This is a genomic window from Streptococcus sp. FDAARGOS_520 (assembly GCF_003812685.1).
Lineage (GTDB): Bacteria > Bacillota > Bacilli > Lactobacillales > Streptococcaceae > Streptococcus > Streptococcus agalactiae.
Genome location: NZ_CP033810.1, coordinates 1,849,570 through 1,871,224 on the forward strand (window position 1 = coordinate 1,849,570; position 21,655 = coordinate 1,871,224).

A 21,655-nucleotide genomic window follows, 5' to 3' on the forward strand; every position below is an offset into this window, starting at 1 on the left:
TATGGCATCTAGTGGTTGGAAATATGTATTAAAACAAATCGGTCTAATAGTATTAGTCATACTATTAGCCTTGCTGTTTTTAGCGGTTGGATTGATGTTGGGTTATAGTGTTTTTGGTGACGGAGAGCATGCTTACTCTATTTTATCGCTGGATAAATGGCAAAATATTATTGGAAAATTTTTAGGAAAATAGAAAGAGCCACTATAAGTTATTTGATGCTTATAGTGGTTTCCTTTGAGAGTTAATTTTAGCAGTAGAATAATACAATGACAAAAAAACAAAAACAAATAACAGCTTCGATTGTAACTTTGCTTTTTTCATTACTGGCAATAGGGTTAGGTGAAAGCAAATCTTTGCCTAATGATCACATTTTAAAACAGGTGACAGATTTAATTATTAGTAATGAATCTGGCAAAAATACTTCCCTTAAAAATGTATCAGGAACTCCTAGTAGAGAGTTATCTGAATCTGTTTTGACTAGCAATGTTAAAAAACAATTGGGAACAAATATAGCTTGGAACCAGTCAGGTGCTTTTATCATTAATCAAAATAAAACAGATTTGAATGCTAAAGTGTCAAGTGCACCATATGCTATTAATGAAATAAAGAAGGTTAATAACCAAATTGTTCCGACTAAAGCAAATGCCTTATTAACAAAAGCAACTCGTCAATATCGAAATCGAGAAGAAACAGGGAATGGTAGAACTTATTGGAAACCAGCTGGATGGCATCAGATAAATGGATTAAAAGGGAGCTATAACCACGCTGTGGACAGAGGCCATTTAATTGGTTATGCTTTAGTAGGGAGTTTAAGAGGATTTGATGCCTCCACAAGTAATCCTAAAAATATTGCCACACAAGCAGCTTGGGCAAACCAAGCTAATAGCAACCAATCAACAGGGCAAAATTATTATGAAACTTTAGTTCGTAAAGCATTGGATCGTCATAAAACTGTTAGGTATCGTGTGACTTTAATTTATGACAGAGATAATCTTTTATCTTCGGGATCACATATTGAGGCTAAATCTTCAGATGGAAGTTTAGAATTTAACGTTTTTATTCCTAATGTACAATCGGGATTATTATTTGATTATGCAACAGGAAAAGTGAAGCAGACAAAGTAATCTTTATCTAATAGTGCTTGTTAAAGACTGAAAAATTTGATAAAATAGTCTTTAATTGAATAGAGGTCTGTGAGACTAGTAAACCAAGGGAAGCTGCTTAGGGAGTTCAGCCGTGACTGCAAGCTGAATCAGTGAAAGAGGGTGGAATTCACTCACAAATAGGACTATAATTAAGGTCTGATTGGTCGATCAGATAGAAAACGGATGGTACCGCGTGTCAACGCTCCGATTAAGGGGTAGTGGCACGCTTTTTTTTGTTTTCAAAGCTACTTATTTTGACTTGGAGGAAAGATGGATTTACAAAAACAATTAGAAGAGTTGAAAATATCAACTCAAGAAAAGCTTAAAGAAATGACTGGGAACCACACTAAAGAATTACAAGACTTACGTGTACAAGTTTTAGGAAAAAAAGGTTCTCTAACAGAATTACTAAAAGGTCTGAAAGATTTATCTAATGATTTACGACCAGTTGTTGGAAAACAAGTCAATGAAGTACGTGATATTTTAACAAAAGCGTTTGAGGAACAAGCTAAAGTAGTGGAAGCTGCGAAGATTCAAGCACAGTTAGAGTCTGAGAGTGTCGACGTTACCTTGCCTGGTCGTCAAATGACATTAGGTCACCGTCATGTCTTAACACAAACTAGCGAAGAGATTGAAGATATCTTTTTAGGTATGGGATTCCAAGTGGTTGATGGTTTTGAAGTTGAGAAAGACTACTATAATTTTGAACGAATGAATTTACCAAAAGATCATCCAGCCCGTGATATGCAAGATACTTTTTATATTACAGAAGAAATCTTGCTACGTACTCATACTTCGCCTGTTCAAGCACGAACAATGGACCAACATGATTTTTCTAAAGGGCCTTTAAAAATGATTTCTCCTGGACGTGTTTTCCGTCGTGATACTGATGATGCTACTCATAGCCATCAATTCCATCAAATTGAAGGCTTAGTTGTTGGAGAAAATATTTCAATGGGCGATCTCAAAGGAACACTTCAACTGATTTCTCAAAAAATGTTTGGAGCAGAGCGTAAAATCCGACTTCGTCCTTCATATTTCCCATTCACAGAACCTTCAGTTGAAGTTGATGTCTCTTGCTTCAAGTGCGGAGGTAAGGGATGTAATGTCTGCAAACAGACAGGTTGGATTGAGATATTGGGTGCTGGTATGGTTCACCCAAGTGTTTTGGAAATGTCTGGTATTGATTCTGAGAAATACTCCAGTTTTGCCTTTGGTTTAGGTCAAGAACGTATTGCAATGTTACGCTACGGTATCAATGACATTCGTGGCTTCTATCAAGGTGATGTTCGCTTCACAGATCAATTTTAAGATTTTAGATAGCAAGTAGCATCATTGGTGTGATGATAAATTTATGTTAACGCTATTACCTTACTCAATAGGAGGTTTTCTAATGTCTCAAATTACTTTTAAAAAGGTTGGCCTTGATAATGTGAATATTTTACAGAATATTGCTATAGAAACCTTTCGGCAGACGTTTTCTCATGATAATAGTGAGGAACAACTTCAAGCATTTTTCAATGAGTCTTACACTTTACCAGTATTAAAATCGGAAATTACCCATGCTGAATCTGATACTTATTTTGTTTATCTTGATACAGATTTAGTGGGTTATTTAAAAGTAAACTGGGGAAGTCAGCAAACTGAAAAAGATCTTGATAAAGCATTTGAAATTCAAAGGATTTATCTTCTAGATGCCTACCAAGGGCAAGGTATAGGTAAGGCTACTTTCGAATTTGCTTTGGATTTAGCTTATAAATCAGGCTTAGATTGGGCTTGGTTAGGTGTTTGGGAGTTTAATCATAAAGCTCAGGCATTTTACGCTAAATACGGATTTGAAAAATTTTCTGAGCACCAATTTTCAGTAGGTGATAAAGTGGATACGGATTGGTTATTAAGAAAAAGTTTACACTAAAAACTACAAAGCACTTGTATAAAAATAAAAGAAAATAAATAGAGAGAAATTACATGTTAGTATCGTATAAATGGTTAAAAGAGTTAGTGGATGTTGATGTTACAACAGCAGAACTAGCTGAGAAAATGTCAACCACTGGTATTGAGGTTGAAGGTGTGGAGACACCAGCGGAAGGTTTATCAAAATTAGTTGTAGGTCATATTGTTTCGTGTGAAGATGTTCCAGATACCCACTTACATTTGTGTCAAGTTGATACAGGGGATGATGAACTTCGTCAAGTTGTCTGTGGTGCTCCAAATGTCAAGACTGGTATTAATGTTATCGTAGCGGTTCCTGGTGCTCGTATTGCAGATAACTATAAGATTAAAAAAGGTAAAATCCGTGGTATGGAGTCACTTGGAATGATTTGTTCACTTCAAGAGTTGGGCTTATCGGAAAGTATCATTCCAAAAGAGTTTTCTGATGGTATCCAAATTTTACCTGAGGGAGCTATACCTGGTGATAGTATTTTCTCTTATCTTGACTTAGATGATGAAATTATTGAATTATCAATTACACCAAACCGTGCAGATGCTCTTTCAATGCGTGGTGTTGCCCATGAGGTAGCAGCAATTTATGGGAAAAAAGTTCATTTTGAAGAAAAAAATCTCATTGAAGAAGCAGAAAGAGCAGCTGATAAGATTTCTGTTGTCATTGAATCAGATAAAGTTTTATCTTACTCGGCTCGTATTGTTAAGAATGTAACAGTTGCACCAAGTCCACAATGGCTTCAAAATAAACTGATGAATGCTGGTATACGTCCAATTAATAATGTTGTTGATGTGACAAACTATGTTCTTTTGACTTATGGTCAACCAATGCATGCTTTTGATTTTGATAAATTTGATGGGACAACTATAGTAGCACGTAATGCTGAGAATGGGGAAAAGTTAATTACTCTTGATGGTGAAGAGCGTGACTTAATAGCTGATGACTTGGTCATTGCGGTAAATGATCAACCAGTTGCTTTGGCAGGCGTTATGGGAGGACAATCAACTGAAATTGGTAGTTCTTCTAAGACAGTGGTCCTTGAAGCGGCAGTATTTAATGGAACAAGTATCCGCAAAACAAGTGGAAGACTCAACCTTCGTTCAGAATCATCTTCTCGCTTTGAAAAAGGTATCAATTATGATACAGTTTCAGAGGCTATGGATTTTGCGGCTGCAATGTTACAAGAATTGGCAGGTGGTCAAGTTCTTTCTGGTCAAGTTACAGAAGGAGTTCTTCCAACTGAGCCGGTAGAGGTATCAACGACTCTTGGTTACGTTAATACTCGTTTGGGAACAGAACTTACCTATACTGATATTGAAGAAGTATTTGAAAAACTCGGCTTTGCTATTTCTGGTTCAGAAGTGAAATTTACTGTGTTGGTACCGCGTCGTAGATGGGATATTGCCATTCAAGCTGACTTAGTTGAAGAGATTGCCCGTATTTATGGTTACGAAAAATTACCAACAACATTGCCAGAAGCCGGAGCGACTGCAGGAGAATTAACGAGTATGCAACGCTTACGTCGTAGAGTCCGTACGGTTGCTGAAGGAGCAGGATTATCTGAAATTATCACCTATGCTTTAACAACTCCAGAAAAAGCAGTGCAGTTCTCAACTCAAGCAACTAATATAACTGAACTTATGTGGCCGATGACTGTTGATCGCTCAGCACTTCGCCAAAATGTTGTTTCAGGAATGCTTGATACAATTGCTTATAACGTTGCTCGCAAAAACAGTAACCTTGCAGTTTATGAGATAGGAAAAGTTTTTGAACAAACTGGTAATCCAAAAGAAGATTTACCAACTGAAGTAGAGACGTTTACTTTTGCCTTAACAGGTCTAGTAGAGGAAAAAGATTTCCAAACAAAAGCCAAGCCAGTTGATTTCTTCTACGCCAAAGGTATTGTAGAGGCGCTCTTTATTAAATTAAAATTAGATGTTACTTTTGTAGCACAAAAAGGTTTAGCAAGTATGCACCCAGGTCGTACAGCAACTATCTTATTAGATGGGAAAGAGATTGGTTTTGTTGGTCAAGTACACCCACAAACTGCAAAACAATATGATATTCCTGAAACTTATGTTGCTGAAATCAATCTATCAACTATTGAAAGTCAAATGAACCAAGCGTTGATTTTTGAAGATATTACGAAGTATCCGTCTGTATCTCGCGATATTGCATTATTACTTGCAGAATCTGTTAGTCATCATGATATTGTGTCAGCAATTGAGACATCAGGGGTAAAACGTCTAACAGCGATTAAACTGTTTGATGTCTACGCTGGAAATAATATTGCAGAAGGGTATAAATCAATGGCTTATAGCTTAACTTTCCAAAACCCTAATGACAATCTAACGGACGAAGAAGTGGCTAAATATATGGAAAAAATCACTAAATCACTCGTTGAGAAAGTTAATGCAGAAATAAGATAATTTATATTTTACGTTGAAAAATAAATAAAAAACAGCATCAATTAAGATGCTGTTTTTTTATTTAAAATTTATAGATGTTCTACGGAGAAAGTATCACCGTGTTGGATGTCACCATATTGAAAGCCTTTGTTAAACCAACGTTGGCGTTGTTCAGCTGTTCCATGGGTAAAGCTATCAGGCACTAATTTTCCGTAGGTTTCTTTCTGAAGGGTATCGTCTCCGACGGCGTGGGCAGCATTCATGGCCTCTTCAAAGTCTCCTTGTTCTAAGAGATTTTTTCCCCTGATGTAGTGAGCCCATACCCCTGCATAATAATCTGCTTGAAGTTCTAGCCGAACATTTAAAGCATTTGCTTCTTTCTTAGTAAGTCCGTGTCGCATTCTATTATACTTATCCATAATGCCTAACTCTGTTTGAATGTGGTGACCAACTTCGTGGGCGATGACGTAGGCCATAGCAAAATCACCAGTAGCACCATATTTATGTGATAATTCATTGTAAAAAGAAATATCAAGATAGATTTTTTTATCTGCTGAACAATAAAATGGTCCTGAAGCAGATTCACCTATACCACAACCTGTTTGAATTGAATTGGTGTAAAGAACAAGTTTTGGTTCCTTATAATTTCCAAAACCTTGGGTTTGGAATTCTTGTGACCAGAAATCCTCAGTTGAGCCAAGGACTTTATTAACGAAATCGATTTGTTCTCTCGTTGCGCTATTATCAACAGAACGTGAGACATTCTGAGATTGGTAACTAGAAGGTGAGGATGAGTCATTAAAAATGCTGGTTAGTCCCCCTCCGCCAAGTAGCAGTAAGATGATTAAAACCACAAGCTTGGTTTTCCAACTCCCTCGCAGCAATAAAAGTTGAAGAATCGGTAATCCACTTCCTCCGCTAGAGAATGAACCTCCGCTACTGGAGCGACGATCTTCAACATTGTCGCTTTTTCTTAGGTCATCTATTTTCATAAGTATCTCCAAAGTGTTTTATAGGCTCATTATAAACTATTTTAATAAGAAATGCTTGAATTTTTAACTAAATATCTTCCCCTAGATTTGAAGCTATTTTTGGTATAATATTAATAAACTGTAAAGGATAAGTTGAAGAAGGTTTACTTCTCAGTTGACTTATAAGATAGGAGATTCATGAAATTACTTTATACTGATATTAATCATGATATGACAGAAATCTTAGTCAATCAGGCCGCGCATGCTGCTGAAGCTGGATGGCGTATTTTTTATATTGCTCCAAACTCTTTATCTTTTGAAAAAGAGCGTGCAGTATTAGAGAACCTTCCTCAAGAAGCCTCTTTTGCTATTACAATTACTCGCTTTGCTCAATTGGCACGTTATTTTACTTTAAACCAGCCTAATCAAAAAGAAAGTTTAAACGATATTGGATTAGCAATGATCTTTTATCGTGCTTTAGCAAGTTTTGAAGATGGACAATTAAAAGTTTTTGGACGATTGAAGCAAGATGCTTCCTTTATCAGTCAATTGGTAGACCTATACAAAGAATTGCAGACAGCAAATCTGAGTATTTTAGAGTTAAAATATTTACATTCTCCTGAAAAATTTGAAGATTTATTAGCTATTTTTCTAGTGGTTTCAGATCTTTTAAGAGAAGGAGAATACGACAATCAATCTAAAATTGCCTTTTTTACAGAACAAGTAAGGTCAGGCCAGCTAGATGTGGATTTAAAGAACACTATCCTTATAGTCGATGGTTTTACCCGTTTCTCAGCTGAAGAAGAAGCTTTAATTAAAAGTCTGAGTTCACGTTGTCAAGAGATTATCATCGGAGCTTATGCTAGCCAAAAAGCGTATAAGGCTAACTTTACTAATGGAAATATTTATTCTGCAGGGGTTGATTTTTTAAGATATCTAGCAACGACATTTCAAACAAAACCAGAATTTATCTTGTCCAAGTGGGAAAGTAAATCTGGTTTTGAAATGATTTCGAAAAATATCGAAGGTAAACATGATTTTACAAATAGTAGTCACATTTTAGACGACACTGCTAAAGATTGTATAACAATTTGGGAGTGCATTAATCAAAAAGATGAAGTGGAACATGTGGCTAGAGCTATACGTCAGAAACTTTATCAAGGATATCGCTACAAAGATATTTTAGTTTTACTAGGAGATGTAGATAGTTATAAACTACAATTAAGTAAGATTTTTGAGCAGTATGATATTCCTTATTATTTCGGTAAAGCTGAAACAATGGCTGCGCACCCTTTAGTTCATTTTATGGATTCCTTGTCTCGAATAAAACGTTATCGATTTAGAGCTGAAGATGTTTTAAATCTTTTTAAGACAGGTATTTATGGAGAGATTAGCCAAGATGATTTAGATTATTTTGAGGCTTATATCTCATATGCAGACATTAAAGGTCCTAAGAAGTTCTTTACAGATTTTGTTGTGGGGGCTAAAAAATTTGATTTAGGGCGTCTTAACACTATTCGTCAGTCCCTCCTTACTCCACTGGAAAGTTTTGTGAAAACGAAAAAACAAGACGGTATAAAAACACTCAACCAATTCATGTTTTTCCTTACTCAGGTAGGTTTGAGTGACAATTTATCGCGATTAGTTGGTCAAATGTCTGAAAATGAACAAGAAAAACATCAAGAAGTTTGGAAAACATTTACAGATATTTTAGAGCAGTTTCAAACAATATTTGGTCAAGAAAAATTAAATTTAGACGAATTTTTATCGTTATTAAATTCAGGTATGATGCAAGCCGAGTATCGTATGGTCCCTGCTACTGTTGATGTGGTTACTGTTAAGTCTTACGATTTGGTAGAACCACATAGTAATCAATTTGTCTATGCCCTAGGCATGACACAATCACATTTTCCAAAGATTGCTCAAAACAAATCTTTAATATCTGATATTGAACGTCAGCTTATAAATGATGCCAATGACACTGATGGTCATTTTGACATTATGACGCAAGAAAATTTGAAGAAAAACCATTTTGCTGCCCTCTCTCTTTTTAATGCTGCTAAACAAGAATTAGTGTTGACTATACCACAATTATTGAATGAGTCTGAAGATCAGATGTCACCATATCTTGTCGAACTAAGAGATATAGGTGTTCCTTTTAATCATAAAGGACGCCAATCGTTAAAAGAAGAAGCTGATAATATTGGGAATTACAAAGCTTTATTATCGCGTGTTGTTGACTTGTATCGCTCTGCTATTGACAAAGAGATGACTAAAGAAGAACAAACTTTTTGGTCAGTTGCTGTTCGTTATTTGCGTCGTCAATTAACTTCTAAAGGGATTGAGATACCAATAATTACAGATAGTCTTGATACTGTGACAGTTTCATCAGATGTGATGACCAGACGCTTCCCAGAAGATGACCCACTTAAATTATCCTCATCTGCTTTGACAACTTTTTATAATAATCAATATAAGTATTTTTTACAATATGTGTTAGGTTTGGAAGAACAAGACTCAATTCATCCAGATATGCGGCACCATGGAACGTACCTTCATCGTGTTTTTGAAATTCTGATGAAAAACCAAGGGATAGAATCTTTTGAAGAGAAACTCAACTCTGCAATTAATAAAACCAATCAAGAAGATGTTTTCAAATCCTTGTATTCAGAAGATGCAGAAAGTCGTTATTCTTTAGAAATTTTAGAAGATATCGCGCGTGCAACTGCAACCATATTACGACAAGATAGTCAGATGACTGTTGAAAGTGAAGAAGAACGATTTGAACTAATGATTGATAATACTATAAAAATTAACGGTATTATTGACCGTATCGATCGTTTATCTGATGGTTCTTTGGGTGTCGTGGACTATAAATCAAGCGCTCAAAAATTCGATATCCAAAAATTTTATAACGGTCTAAGTCCACAATTAGTCACCTACATTGATGCTATCAGTCGTGACAAGGAAGTTGAACAAAAACCACCGATTTTTGGAGCTATGTACTTACATATGCAGGAACCTAGACAAGACTTGTCTAAAATTAAAAATTTAGATGATTTAGTAACAAAAAATCATCAAGCTTTAACTTATAAAGGATTATTTTCAGAAGCCGAAAAAGAATTCTTAGCAAATGGGAAATACCATCTCAAAGATTCCCTTTATTCAGAGACTGAAATTGCTATTTTACAAGCACATAACCAATCGCTTTACAAAAAAGCATCTGAGACTATTAAGTCAGGTAAGTTTTTGATCAATCCATATACAGAAGATGCTAAAACAGTTGACGGAGATCAGTTTAAGAGTATTACGGGATTCGAGGCGGATAGGCATATGGCACGTGCCAGAGCGCTTTATAAATTACCTGCTAAGGAAAAACGTCAAGGTTTCTTAACATTAATGCAGCAAGAGGAGGAAAATGATGACCTTTAAGCCTTTCTTAAATCCAGAAGATATTGCTGTTATTCAGACAGAAGAAAAAAATTCTGATAAAAAACAAAAGCGAACGCCTGAACAAATTGAAGCCATTTATACTTTTGGTAACAATGTCCTGGTATCAGCTTCGGCTGGTTCTGGAAAGACTTTTGTAATGGTTGAGCGGATTTTAGATAAACTTTTAAGAGGGGTTCCGATTGACTCTTTGTTTATCTCAACATTTACAGTAAAAGCGGCAGGTGAGCTCAAAGAACGTTTAGAAAAGAAAATAAACGAGTCTTTGAAATCCGCAGAATCAGATGATTTAAAACAGTTTCTCACCCAGCAACTTGTCGGCATTCAAACAGCTGATATTGGTACTATGGATGCTTTTACGCAAAAAATAGTTAACCAATATGGTTATACTTTGGGCATATCACCTATATTTAGGATTTTACAAGATAAAAATGAGCAAGACGTCATAAAGAATGAGGTCTATGCTGATTTATTTTCTGACTACATGACTGGGAAGAATGCAGCTTCATTCATAAAATTAGTCAAAAATTTCTCAGGTAATCGTAAAGATAGCAAAGCTTTTCGAGAAATGGTTTATAAAGTTTATGCTTTTAGCCAGTCCACCGATAACCCCAAGCGCTGGATGCAAACAGTTTTTCTAAAAGGTGCACAAACTTACACTGATTTTGAAGCTATTCCAGATCAAGAAGTTTCAAGCCTTTTAAATGTAATGCAAACAACTGCTAATCAATTACGTGATTTAACGGATCAAGAAGATTATAAGCAATTAACTGCTAAAGGGGTTCCGACAGCAAATTACAAAAAACACCTTAAAATAATTGAAAATTTAGTCCATTGGTCTCAAGACTTTAATTTGCTGTATGGAAAAAAAGGATTGACTAATTTGGCACGTGATATCACTAATGTGATTCCTTCAGGCAATGATGTTACAGTTGCTGGCGTTAAATATCCTATCTTTAAACAATTGCATAATCGTATCGTTGGACTTAAGCACTTAGAAGTTATTTTTAAGTATCAAGGAGAATCTCTTTTCTTGTTAGAATTATTGCAATCCTTTGTTTTAGATTTCTCAGAACAATATTTACAGGAGAAGATTCAAGAAAATGCTTTTGAATTTTCTGATATTGCCCATTTTGCAATTCAAATATTGGAAGAAAATCATGATATTAGGCAACTTTATCAAGATAAGTATCATGAAGTAATGGTTGATGAGTATCAGGACAATAACCATACCCAAGAGAGAATGTTAGAATTATTGTCTAATGGACATAATCGTTTCATGGTTGGAGACATAAAACAATCAATTTACCGTTTTCGTCAGGCTGATCCACAAATTTTTAATGATAAATACAAAGCTTACCAAGACAATCCAAGTCAAGGGAAATTAATTATTCTGAAAGAGAATTTTCGGAGTCAATCAGAGGTTTTAGACAGTACAAATAGTGTGTTTACACATCTTATGGATGAAGAAGTAGGAGACATTCTTTATGATGAAAGTCACCAATTAAAAGCTGGTAGTCCAAGACAGCAAGAAAGACATCCGAATAATAAAACACAAGTTTTACTATTAGATACTGATGAAGATGATATAGATGACAGTGATAGTCAACAATATGATATTAGCCCAGCTGAAGCAAAGTTAGTCGCAAAAGAAATTATTCGATTGCATAAAGAAGAGAATGTTCCCTTTCAAGATATCACCCTCTTAGTTTCTTCAAGGACAAGGAATGATGGTATCTTACAAACTTTTGACCGTTATGGTATTCCTTTGGTAACTGACGGTGGGGAGCAAAATTACTTAAAATCAGTCGAAGTGATGGTAATGCTTGATACTTTGCGGTCAATTGATAATCCCTTAAATGATTATGCTCTAGTTGCTCTTTTGAGATCTCCCATGTTTGGCTTTAATGAAGATGATTTAACAAGAATTGCTATTCAGGATGTCAAAATGGCTTTTTATCATAAAGTGAAATTGTCTTATCATAAAGAAGGTCATCATAGTGATTTAATTACTCCAGAATTATCTTCTAAAATAGATCACTTTATGAAAACATTCCAGACTTGGCGTGATTTTGCTAAATGGCATTCGCTTTATGATTTAATATGGAAAATATATAATGACCGTTTTTATTATGATTATGTAGGAGCTCTGCCTAAAGCTGAGCAACGTCAAGCCAATCTATATGCCTTGGCACTTCGAGCAAATCAGTTTGAAAAAACAGGTTTCAAGGGTTTATCACGCTTTATTCGAATGATTGATAAAGTTTTAGAAAATGAAAATGATTTGGCAGATGTTGAGGTGGCATTACCGCAAAATGCTGTTAACCTAATGACTATACACAAATCAAAGGGGCTTGAGTTTAAGTATGTATTTATTTTAAATATTGATAAGAAATTTTCAATGGTAGACATAACTTCCCCTCTTATTTTAAGCCGAAATCAAGGAATTGGTATTAAATATGTTGCTGATATGCGACATGAACTCGAAGAAGAGATACTGCCTGCAGTAAAGGTTAGCATGGAAACACTTCCTTACCAACTTAATAAAAGAGAGTTACGCTTAGCTACTTTATCAGAGCAAATGCGTTTACTTTACGTAGCTATGACACGTGCAGAGAAAAAATTATATCTGGTTGGTAAGGCTAGTCAAACCAAATGGGCTGATCATTATGACTTAGTATCTGAAAATAATCATCTCCCATTAGCTAGTCGTGAGACTTTTGTGACCTTTCAAGATTGGTTACTGGCTGTTCATGAAACCTATAAGAAACAAGAGTTGTTTTATGACATCAACTTCGTATCATTAGAGGAATTAACAGATCACCACATAGGGATGGTTAACCCTAGTCTACCTTTCAATCCCGATAATAAGGTAGAGAATCGTCAGTCTGAAGATATCGTGCGTGCGATTAGCGTGTTAGAATCTGTTGAGCAGATTAATCAAACTTATAAAGCGGCTATTGAGTTACCGACAGTGAGAACACCAAGTCAAGTCAAAAAATTCTATGAGCCTATTCTAGATATAGAAGGTGTTGATGTGATGGAAACTATTACTAAAACATCAGTAGATTTTAAGTTACCTGATTTTTCTACAAGTAAAAAGCAAGACCCAGCAGCTTTAGGATCTGCTGTACATGAATTAATGCAACGCATAGAGATGTCATCTCATGTCAAAATGGAAGATATTCAAAAAGCTTTGACAGAAGTGAATGCTGAAACAAGTGTCAAAGCGGCTATTCAGATTGAAAAAATCAACTATTTTTTCCAAGAAACCTCACTCGGTAAGTATATACAAGAAGAAGTAGAACATCTGCATCGAGAGGCACCTTTTGCCATGTTAAAAGAAGATCCGGAGAGTGGTGAGAAATTCGTTGTACGTGGTATTATTGATGGGTATCTACTATTAGAAAATCGGATAATTCTATTTGATTATAAGACTGATAAATTTGTCAATCCTCTAGAATTAAAAGAACGCTATCAGGGACAAATGGCTTTATATGCAGAAGCTTTAAAAAAATCTTACGAGATAGAAAAGATAGACAAATACTTAATTCTTTTAGGTGGTAAACAGCTAGAAGTGGTAAAAATGGATTAAAGAAAGGAAAAAATGATAGTCGAACAAAAATTTGGAAATGGTTTTACTTGGATTAACATTGAAGCAGAGCAATTGCGAACAGAAACATCGGAAATTCAAGCAAAATATTTGGATAGTGAGATTATTACATATGCTCTGGATGATTATGAACGAGCCTTTATGGAATGTTCTCATATTAAAGGAAAAGAAGTCTTGACGATTATTTTTAATACTATTGATCTAAAGCAGAAAGAAAGTTATTATGAGACCGTTCCGATGACCTTTTGCTTATCACACGACCGTTTGATAACGGTGACACGGTCTCGAAATAGTTATATGCTAGAACTATTGCAAAAATATCTAGACCGTAATCCAGATGTCTCTCCTAAAAAATTTTTATTTGCAGCTTTAACTTTGATTACAAAACAATATTTTAATGTTGTATCGAAAATTGATAGAGAAAAGGATATTCTCAACCGTCAATTGAGAGAACAAACAACCAATAAGCGCTTATTAGCCATGAGTGACCTAGAGACAGGATCCGTTTATCTTTTGACAGCTGCCAATCAAAATGCATTGGTATTAGAGCAATTAGATGTTCATCCTAGTCAGCGATTTAATTCTGAAGTGGAAAAAGAACAGTTATCAGATGCTCTCATTGAAGCGCATCAGTTAGTCAGTATGACACAATTAAACAGTCAGGTACTTTCACAATTATCATCTACTTTTAATAATGTCTTAAATAATAACTTGAACGAAAACTTAACAGGTTTGAATATCATTTCGATTAATTTAGCGATTATTGCAGCAATTACTGGCTTTTTTGGGATGAATATTCCATTACCTCTTACAGAATCACGGAGTTCATGGTTAATTGTTATTGCTACTTCGGTCTTACTTTGGGTTATTATTGCTCAAATTTTAAAACGAGTTTTTAACTTAAGAAAATAAAAATATTCGGTGCTTACGCACCGAATATTTTTTTATTTACCTAAGCAGAATTGGCTGAAGAGCTGAGTTATTAGTTCATCTGGAGCTGCATCCCCAGTGATTTCTCCAAGTATTTCCCAAGTTCTAGTCATATCGACTTGTAAGAGATCAACAGGCATTCCTAATTCCAAGCCCTCATTGACAGCTTTTAAACTATCAACGGCTTTTTCAATTAGTGAGATATGGCGAGCATTTGATAGATAAGTAGCGTCATGTTCTACCATACCAGCGTTGTCAAAGAAAATATCGTTAATACGTTCTTCGATTTTATCGATGTTTTCATTTTCTAAAACCGAAATTGGAATAACATTTTTAGGTAATTCGTTAACTTCTATTTTTTGAGGAAGATCCGTTTTATTGAGTAATACGATACGATTACTTTCTTTACTTAGTTCTAGAAGGGAGCGGTCTTGTAATGTTAGTGGTTCGGAACTATTGAGAACCAACAACACAAGGTCGGCTTCTTCTAAAGCCTTCTTTGAACGTTCAACACCAATTTTTTCAACGATATCATCTGTATCACGGATACCAGCAGTGTCAACTAGTTTTAAAGGAACTCCTTTAATATTGACGTATTCTTCAATAACATCACGAGTTGTTCCTTCAATATCTGTCACAATCGCCTTTTCTTCACGTAAGAGGTTATTTAGTAAGCTGGATTTACCGACATTTGGACGACCAATGATTGCTGTTGAAAGTCCTTCTCGAAGAATTTTTCCACGTCTGGCAGTTCGAAGTAAATTTTCCATAAGTGCTTGAAACTCTTGTGTTTTTTCACGCATCAGTGTTGTAGTCATCTCTTCAACGTCATCATATTCAGGGTAATCGATATTAACTTCAACTTGGGCTAGAGTATTTAAAATTTCTTGTCGAGTGTTATTGATTAGTGTCTTTAAAGAACCATCTAATTGCTTAACGGCAATATCCATTGCTTTATCTGTTTTAGCTCTAATAAGATCCATAACAGCTTCAGCCTGAGTCAAGTCAACTCGACCATTTAAAAAAGCACGTTTAGTAAATTCTCCTGGTTCAGCCATTCGTGCTCCATGTCGTAAAATTAACTGAAGAATTTCGTTAGTAACTGCAATTCCTCCATGCGTATTAATTTCAATAACATCTTCTCTTGTGAATGTTTTTGGAGCAAGCATAACGCCTAACATAACTTCATCCAAGATTTCATTTTTATCTGGGTCCACAATATGACCATAGTTTAAGGTATGGGATTGGATCGCGGATAGATCTTTTCCACGATAAATTTTTGATGCTATCTTTAAGGCATCTGTACCAGATATACGGACAATACCAATAGCTCCCTCACCGAGAGGAGTTGAAATAGCTGCGATGGTATCAAATTCTTTTGTAATAGACATAAAGTCTCTCTCTTTCTTGGAAATTACTAACATTCATTGTAACCTAAAGCCCTAAAAGGTGCAATCATTTGATTAAAAGAGAAGATTTCCATAATGGTTTTATTTGAAGGTATGCTATAATAAAACTATGATTATACTACAAGGAAACAAAATTGAGCGCTCATTTTCAGGTGATGTGCTTTTTGATAATATTAATATTCAAGTTGATCAACGTGATCGTATTGCTCTTGTTGGACGTAATGGTGCTGGCAAATCAACGCTTCTTAAAATTTTAGTTGGTGAAGAGGCTCCGACAAAAGGAGAAATAAATAAAAAGCGTGATTTGAGTTTGTCCTACTTGGCACAAGATAGTCGTTTTCAATCTGAAAATACAATTTTCCAAGAAATGTTACAAGTTTTTGACTCATTAAGAGAAGTAGAGAAGCGCTTACGTGAATTGGAATTACAAATGGGGCAAGTTTCAGGAAGTGACCTGGAACAATTGATGAAAACATACGATATTTTGTCAGAAGAGTTTCGTGAAAAAGGTGGCTTTACCTATGAATCAGATATAAAGGCTATTTTAAATGGTTTTAAGTTTAACAGTGATATGTGGGAAATGCCTATTAGTGAATTGTCTGGCGGGCAAAATACACGATTAGCGCTTGCAAAAATGCTACTTGAAAAGCCAGAATTACTTGTTTTAGATGAACCAACGAACCATTTAGACATTGATACGATTGCTTGGTTAGAAAATTATCTTGTAAATTATCAAGGAGCCCTTATTATTGTCAGCCATGACCGCTATTTTTTAGACAAGGTAGCTACAGTAACTTATGATTTAACGACACATTCTCTAGACCGCTATGTAGGCAATTATTCGAAATTTATGGATCTTAAGGCAGAGAAAATAGCGACTGAAGAAAAGAATTTTGAAAAACAACAAAAAGAAATTGCTAAGTTAGAAGATTTTGTACAACGTAACATTGTTAGGGCTTCAACCACTAAACGAGCACAAGCTCGTCGTAAACAATTAGAAAAGATGGAACGACTCGACAAACCGAATGTAGAGCAAAAATCAGCTAATATGACTTTTCATGCTGGGAAAGTCTCAGGGAATGTTGTTTTAACACTTGAGAATGCAGCTATTGGTTATGAAGGTGTTTCTTTATCGGAGCCAATCGATTTGGACGTGAAGAAATTTGATGCTATTGCAATTGTAGGTCCAAATGGTATCGGGAAATCAACTTTAATCAAATCGCTTGTTGGGCAAATTCCTTTTATCAAAGGAGAAGCAAAATTAGGAGCAAATGTCGAAACTGGGTATTACGATCAAAGTCAAAGTAATTTAACAAAAACGAATACTGTTTTAGATGAGTTATGGGATGCTTTTTCAACAACGCCAGAAGTTGAAATTAGAAACCGTTTAGGAGCTTTTCTTTTTTCAGGTGATGATGTTAAAAAATCAGTTTCAATGCTATCAGGTGGTGAACGAGCGCGTTTGCTATTGGCAAAATTATCTATGGAAAATAATAATTTTCTCATATTAGATGAGCCAACAAACCACTTGGATATTGATAGTAAAGAAGTCTTAGAAAATGCACTCATCGAATTTGATGGCACATTACTTTTTGTTAGTCATGATCGCTATTTTATTAATCGTGTGGCAACTAAGGTTCTCGAAATTTCTGATAAGGGAAGTACTCTCTATCTAGGAGATTATGATTATTACCTCACTAAGAAAGCCGAACTAGAGGAATTAGCACGTTTAAATGAAGAAGAAGTGAGTGCTTCAAAAACAGAAATCGACGTTACATCAGATTATGAGACACAAAAAGCAAATCAAAAGGAATTTAGGAAAATTACCCGTCGCGTTGTAGAAATTGAGGCGCGTTTGGAAGTTCTTGAAAATGATGAAAACAATATCAATGGTTTAATGTTAGAAACCAATGACATCGGAAAACTCTCTGATTTGCAAAAAGAGCTGGAATCAATCCAAGAAGAACAATTGCTATTAATGGAAGAGTGGGAAAATCTAAATATGAGACTAGATTTGTGAGAAAATTTCAAAAACAATAGTTTGTGAAAAAAAGTACATTTTAAATTGAGATGCCTTTTACGAAAACAAAGAAAGCGGTTCAAATTCTTGCATCTTGTGAAAAAAACTTATACAATAATTAAGTAATAAAGATTTTTTTGGAGGTTAGAATGGTAACTCTATCTAAAGAACAACACTTGGATATGTTTCTAAAAATGCAACGTATTCGTGATGTTGATATGAAATTTAACAAATTGGTTCGTCGTGGTTTCGTCCAAGGGATGACTCACTTCTCTGTTGGTGAAGAAGCTGCTTCAGTAGGTGCTATCCAAGATTTAACAGATTCAGATATCATTTTCTCAAACCACCGTGGACACGGACAAACTATTGCAAAAGGTATTGATATTGGTGGAATGTTTGCTGAACTTGCTGGTAAAGCAACAGGAACATCAAAAGGTCGTGGAGGCTCAATGCACTTAGCAAACCTTGAAAAAGGTAACTATGGAACAAACGGTATCGTCGGTGGAGGATATGCGCTTGCAGTAGGTGCTGCCCTTACACAGCAATATGAAGGAACTGATAACATTGTTATCGCCTTTTCGGGTGACTCAGCGACTAACGAGGGCTCATTCCATGAGTCAGTTAACTTAGCTGCTGTTTGGAACTTACCAGTTATCTTCTTTATCATCAACAACCGTTATGGTATCTCAACAGACATCACATACTCAACTAAAATTCCTCACCTTTACATGCGTGCTGATGCGTACGGTATTCCAGGGCATTATGTTGAAGATGGTAATGACCTTATGGCTGTTTACGAGAAAATGCATGAAGTTATCAATTACGTGCGTTCAGGAAATGGACCAGCTATTGTAGAGGTTGAATCATACCGTTGGTTTGGTCATTCAACTGCTGATGCTGGGGTATACCGTACTAAAGAAGAAGTTGATTCATGGAAAGCTAAAGATCCAGTAAAACGCTACCGTGCATACTTAATTGAAAATGAAATCGCTACTGAAGAAGAGCTTGCAGCTATTGAAGCACAAGTGATTAAAGAAGTTGAAGAAGGGGTTAAATTCGCTGAAGAAAGTCCATTCCCTGATATGTCTGTTGCATTTGAAGACGTTTTTGTGGACTAAAATAACCTAAAGTAGATGAGATTTATCTCGTTCTATTATTCAATTGATTAAAAAACGGATATTCGGAGGAAATAATGAGCGAAACTAAAGTTATGGCTTTGCGCGAAGCGATTAATGTCGCTATGAGCGAAGAAATGCGCAAAGATGAAAAAGTATTTTTAATGGGTGAAGATGTAGGTGTATATGGAGGAGACTTCGGTACATCTGTTGGTATGTTAGAAGAGTTTGGTGCTAAGCGCGTTCGCGACACACCAATCTCAGAGGCTGCGATTGCAGGTTCAGCTATCGGTGCTGCACAAACAGGTTTGCGTCCTATCGTTGATTTGACATTCATGGATTTTGTAACAATCGCAATGGATGCTATCGTTAACCAAGGTGCTAAAACGAATTATATGTTTGGTGGAGGTCTATCAACTCCAGTTACTTTCCGTGTGGCATCAGGGTCAGGTATTGGTTCGGCTGCACAACACTCACAATCATTAGAAGCTTGGTTAACACACATTCCAGGTCTAAAAGTTGTTGCACCTGGTACTGTTAATGAGTCAAAAGCACTTTTGAAATCTTCTATTCTTGACAATAACCCAGTTATCTTCTTAGAGCCAAAAGCTCTCTATGGTAAGAAAGAAGAAGTTAATATGGACCCTGATTTCTATATTCCACTTGGTAAAGGGGATATTAAGCGTGAGGGGACTGACTTAACAATTGTTTCTTATGGCCGTATGCTTGAGCGTGTTATGCAAGCTGCTGAAGAAGTTGCTGAGGAAGGTATTAACGTTGAGGTTGTTGATCCACGTACACTTATTCCGCTTGATAAAGAATTAATTATCGATTCTGTTAAGAAAACTGGTAAATTGATCTTGGTTAACGATGCTTATAAAACTGGTGGTTTCACTGGTGAAATTGCAACTATGGTTGCTGAAAGTGAAGCATTTGATTACCTTGATCATCCTATCGTGCGTCTTGCAAGTGAAGATGTTCCAGTACCGTATTCACGTGTACTTGAACAAGGAATCTTACCTGATGTAGCAAAAATTAAAGATGCTATCTATAAAGTAGTTAACAAAGGTAAATAATTCATAAAACAAAGAGGGACTGAGGAATGAGTGAAAACTTAGCCTCTTTCCTTGTTTATAGGTTTTAATTTATATCGTTAGATGAAACATATATTTGACGATATAGTTTAGTGTGAAAGGAAAACTATGGCTGTCGAAATTATTATGCCTAAACTCGGGGTTGATATGCAAGAAGGCGAAATCCTTGAGTGGAAAAAACAGGTAGGTGATGTTGTTAATGAAGGTGACGTCCTACTTGAAATTATGTCAGATAAAACAAATATGGAGATTGAAGCAGAAGACTCAGGTGTTTTACTAAAAATCACACATGGGAATGGAGATGTTGTTCCTGTAACTGAGACAATTGGTTATATTGGTGCTGAAGGTGAAGAAGTAACAGAAGCATCTTCTTCTGAAAATACATCAGTTGAAGAAAACGCGACACAAGTAACTTCAGAACCAGAAAAAGTTGAAGAAACATCAGAACCAAGTGTGCCAGCAGCTACAAGTGGTGAAAAAGTACGTGCCACTCCTGCAGCTCGTAAATTAGCAAGAGAGATGTCTATTGACCTTGCACTAGTATCTGGAACAGGGGCAAATGGTCGCGTTCACAGAGAAGATGTTGAAAACTTCAAGGGTGCTCAACCACGTATTACACCATTGGCACGTCGAATTGCTGAAGATCAAGGAGTTGATATAGCAGAAATCACTGGCAGTGGTATTCGTGGTAAAATTGTTAAAAATGATGTTTTGGCTGCTATGTCACCGCAAGCAGCAGAGGCTCCTGTAGAAACTAAAGCTACACCAACAACAGAAGAAAAACAATTACCAGAAGGTGTTGAAGTCATTAAGATGTCTGCAATGCGTAAGGCTATTTCTAAAGGTATGACTAACTCTTACCTCACTGCTCCAAGCTTTACACTTAACTATGACATTGATATGACTGAAATGATGGCTCTTCGCAAGAAATTAATTGATCCAATCATGGCTAAAACAGGCTTGAAAGTCAGCTTTACTGATTTGATTGGAATGGCCGTTGTTAAGACATTGATGAAACCAGAGCATCGATACCTAAATGCTTCATTAATTAACGATGCACAAGAAATTGAGCTTCATAATTTTGTTAATATTGGAATCGCAGTTGGTCTTGATGATGGTTTGATTGTTCCTGTTGTTCACAATGCTGATCAAATGTCACTTTCTGACTTTGTTATAGCATCTAAAGATGTTATTAAGAAAACTCAAGAAGGTAAATTAAAATCAGCTGAAATGTCAGGTTCAACATTCTCAATTACTAACTTAGGTATGTTTGGTACTAAGACGTTTAACCCAATTATCAATCAACCGAACTCAGCAATCCTTGGAGTAGGAGCTACTATTCCGACTCCAACAGTGGTTGATGGTGAAATTGTAGCTCGACCAATTATGGCAATGTGTTTAACAATTGACCACCGTATTGTTGATGGAATGAATGGTGCTAAGTTTATGGTTGATCTTAAGAACTTAATGGAAAACCCATTTGGTTTACTTATTTGATTCCGTAGGTCTTAATTTGATATAATAAGTTATTCGAAAAACGAAAGAGGAAATAAA

General features: G+C 35.7%; 14 protein-coding genes. 12 read left to right on the forward strand and 2 right to left on the reverse strand.

Features of this window, described 5'->3' with window-relative positions; all coding sequences use genetic code 11:
* Position 1: 1 nt before the first annotated feature.
* The 5 genes from EGX96_RS09870 (at position 2) to pheT (ending at position 5,520) form a co-directional block, all read left to right on the forward strand.
* Complete coding sequence (locus EGX96_RS09870; protein WP_000168511.1) at positions 2-193, forward strand: DNA-directed RNA polymerase subunit beta; 192 nt, start codon at positions 2-4, stop codon at positions 191-193.
* Between the two features lie 74 nt (positions 194-267).
* Positions 268-1,125 (forward strand): DNA/RNA non-specific endonuclease, encoded by an 858-nt coding sequence (locus EGX96_RS09875; RefSeq protein WP_000163020.1) that lies wholly within the window; start codon positions 268-270, stop codon positions 1,123-1,125.
* 291 nt (positions 1,126-1,416) lie between these two features.
* Positions 1,417-2,457 carry a phenylalanine--tRNA ligase subunit alpha gene (pheS, locus tag EGX96_RS09880; protein WP_000365656.1) on the forward strand — a complete coding sequence of 347 codons (1,041 nt, stop codon included), beginning with the start codon at positions 1,417-1,419 and terminating at the stop codon, positions 2,455-2,457.
* Positions 2,458-2,539: 82 nt separating this feature from the next.
* Complete coding sequence (locus EGX96_RS09885; protein ID WP_000078400.1) at positions 2,540-3,061, forward strand: GNAT family N-acetyltransferase; 522 nt, start codon at positions 2,540-2,542, stop codon at positions 3,059-3,061.
* A gap of 53 nt (positions 3,062-3,114) precedes the next feature.
* Positions 3,115-5,520, forward strand: coding sequence for a phenylalanine--tRNA ligase subunit beta (gene pheT / locus EGX96_RS09890; RefSeq protein ID WP_000961585.1), 2,406 nt, complete (start codon positions 3,115-3,117; stop codon positions 5,518-5,520).
* A 68-nt stretch (positions 5,521-5,588) separates the two neighbouring features.
* Here the strand turns inward: pheT and ypfJ are convergent, their stop codons facing one another.
* Positions 5,589-6,491, reverse strand: coding sequence for a KPN_02809 family neutral zinc metallopeptidase (gene ypfJ / locus EGX96_RS09895; RefSeq protein ID WP_000686759.1), 903 nt, complete (start codon positions 6,489-6,491; stop codon positions 5,589-5,591).
* 177 nt (positions 6,492-6,668) lie between these two features.
* Here ypfJ and rexB point away from each other — a divergent pair, with 177 nt between their 5' ends.
* The 3 genes from rexB to EGX96_RS09910 are packed head-to-tail and all read left to right on the forward strand — an operon-like array spanning position 6,669 to position 14,445.
* Positions 6,669-9,902: an ATP-dependent nuclease subunit B gene (gene rexB, locus EGX96_RS09900; protein ID WP_000772298.1), complete on the forward strand. Its 3,234-nt coding sequence runs from the start codon at positions 6,669-6,671 to the stop codon at positions 9,900-9,902.
* The gene (addA, locus tag EGX96_RS09905) at positions 9,892-13,515 is read left to right on the forward strand and encodes a helicase-exonuclease AddAB subunit AddA (protein ID WP_000143231.1); all 3,624 of its coding nucleotides are present in this window, start codon (positions 9,892-9,894) and stop codon (positions 13,513-13,515) included. Before rexB ends, addA begins: the two co-directional genes overlap by 11 nt.
* Positions 13,516-13,527: 12 nt before the next feature.
* Positions 13,528-14,445: a magnesium transporter CorA family protein gene (locus tag EGX96_RS09910; protein ID WP_000634649.1), complete on the forward strand. Its 918-nt coding sequence runs from the start codon at positions 13,528-13,530 to the stop codon at positions 14,443-14,445.
* A 32-nt stretch (positions 14,446-14,477) separates the two neighbouring features.
* Here EGX96_RS09910 and mnmE read toward each other — a convergent pair whose 3' ends face one another.
* Positions 14,478-15,854 carry a tRNA uridine-5-carboxymethylaminomethyl(34) synthesis GTPase MnmE gene (gene mnmE, locus EGX96_RS09915; protein ID WP_000028893.1) on the reverse strand — a complete coding sequence of 459 codons (1,377 nt, stop codon included), beginning with the start codon at positions 15,852-15,854 and terminating at the stop codon, positions 14,478-14,480.
* A gap of 127 nt (positions 15,855-15,981) precedes the next feature.
* On the opposite strand from mnmE, the gene EGX96_RS09920 reads away from it, so the two are divergent.
* The 4 genes from EGX96_RS09920 to EGX96_RS09935 all read left to right on the forward strand — a co-directional run bounded on the left by EGX96_RS09920 (position 15,982) and on the right by EGX96_RS09935 (position 21,598).
* Positions 15,982-17,892, forward strand: a complete 1,911-nt coding sequence (locus EGX96_RS09920; protein WP_000584913.1) for an ABC-F family ATP-binding cassette domain-containing protein — start codon at positions 15,982-15,984, stop codon at positions 17,890-17,892.
* Positions 17,893-18,041: 149 nt separating this feature from the next.
* Positions 18,042-19,010, forward strand: coding sequence for a thiamine pyrophosphate-dependent dehydrogenase E1 component subunit alpha (locus EGX96_RS09925; protein WP_000258166.1), 969 nt, complete (start codon positions 18,042-18,044; stop codon positions 19,008-19,010).
* Between the two features lie 74 nt (positions 19,011-19,084).
* Positions 19,085-20,083 carry an alpha-ketoacid dehydrogenase subunit beta gene (locus EGX96_RS09930; protein WP_000005088.1) on the forward strand — a complete coding sequence of 333 codons (999 nt, stop codon included), beginning with the start codon at positions 19,085-19,087 and terminating at the stop codon, positions 20,081-20,083.
* Between the two features lie 126 nt (positions 20,084-20,209).
* Positions 20,210-21,598, forward strand: a complete 1,389-nt coding sequence (locus EGX96_RS09935) for a dihydrolipoamide acetyltransferase (RefSeq protein ID WP_000257565.1) — start codon at positions 20,210-20,212, stop codon at positions 21,596-21,598.
* Positions 21,599-21,655 lie beyond the last annotated feature (57 nt).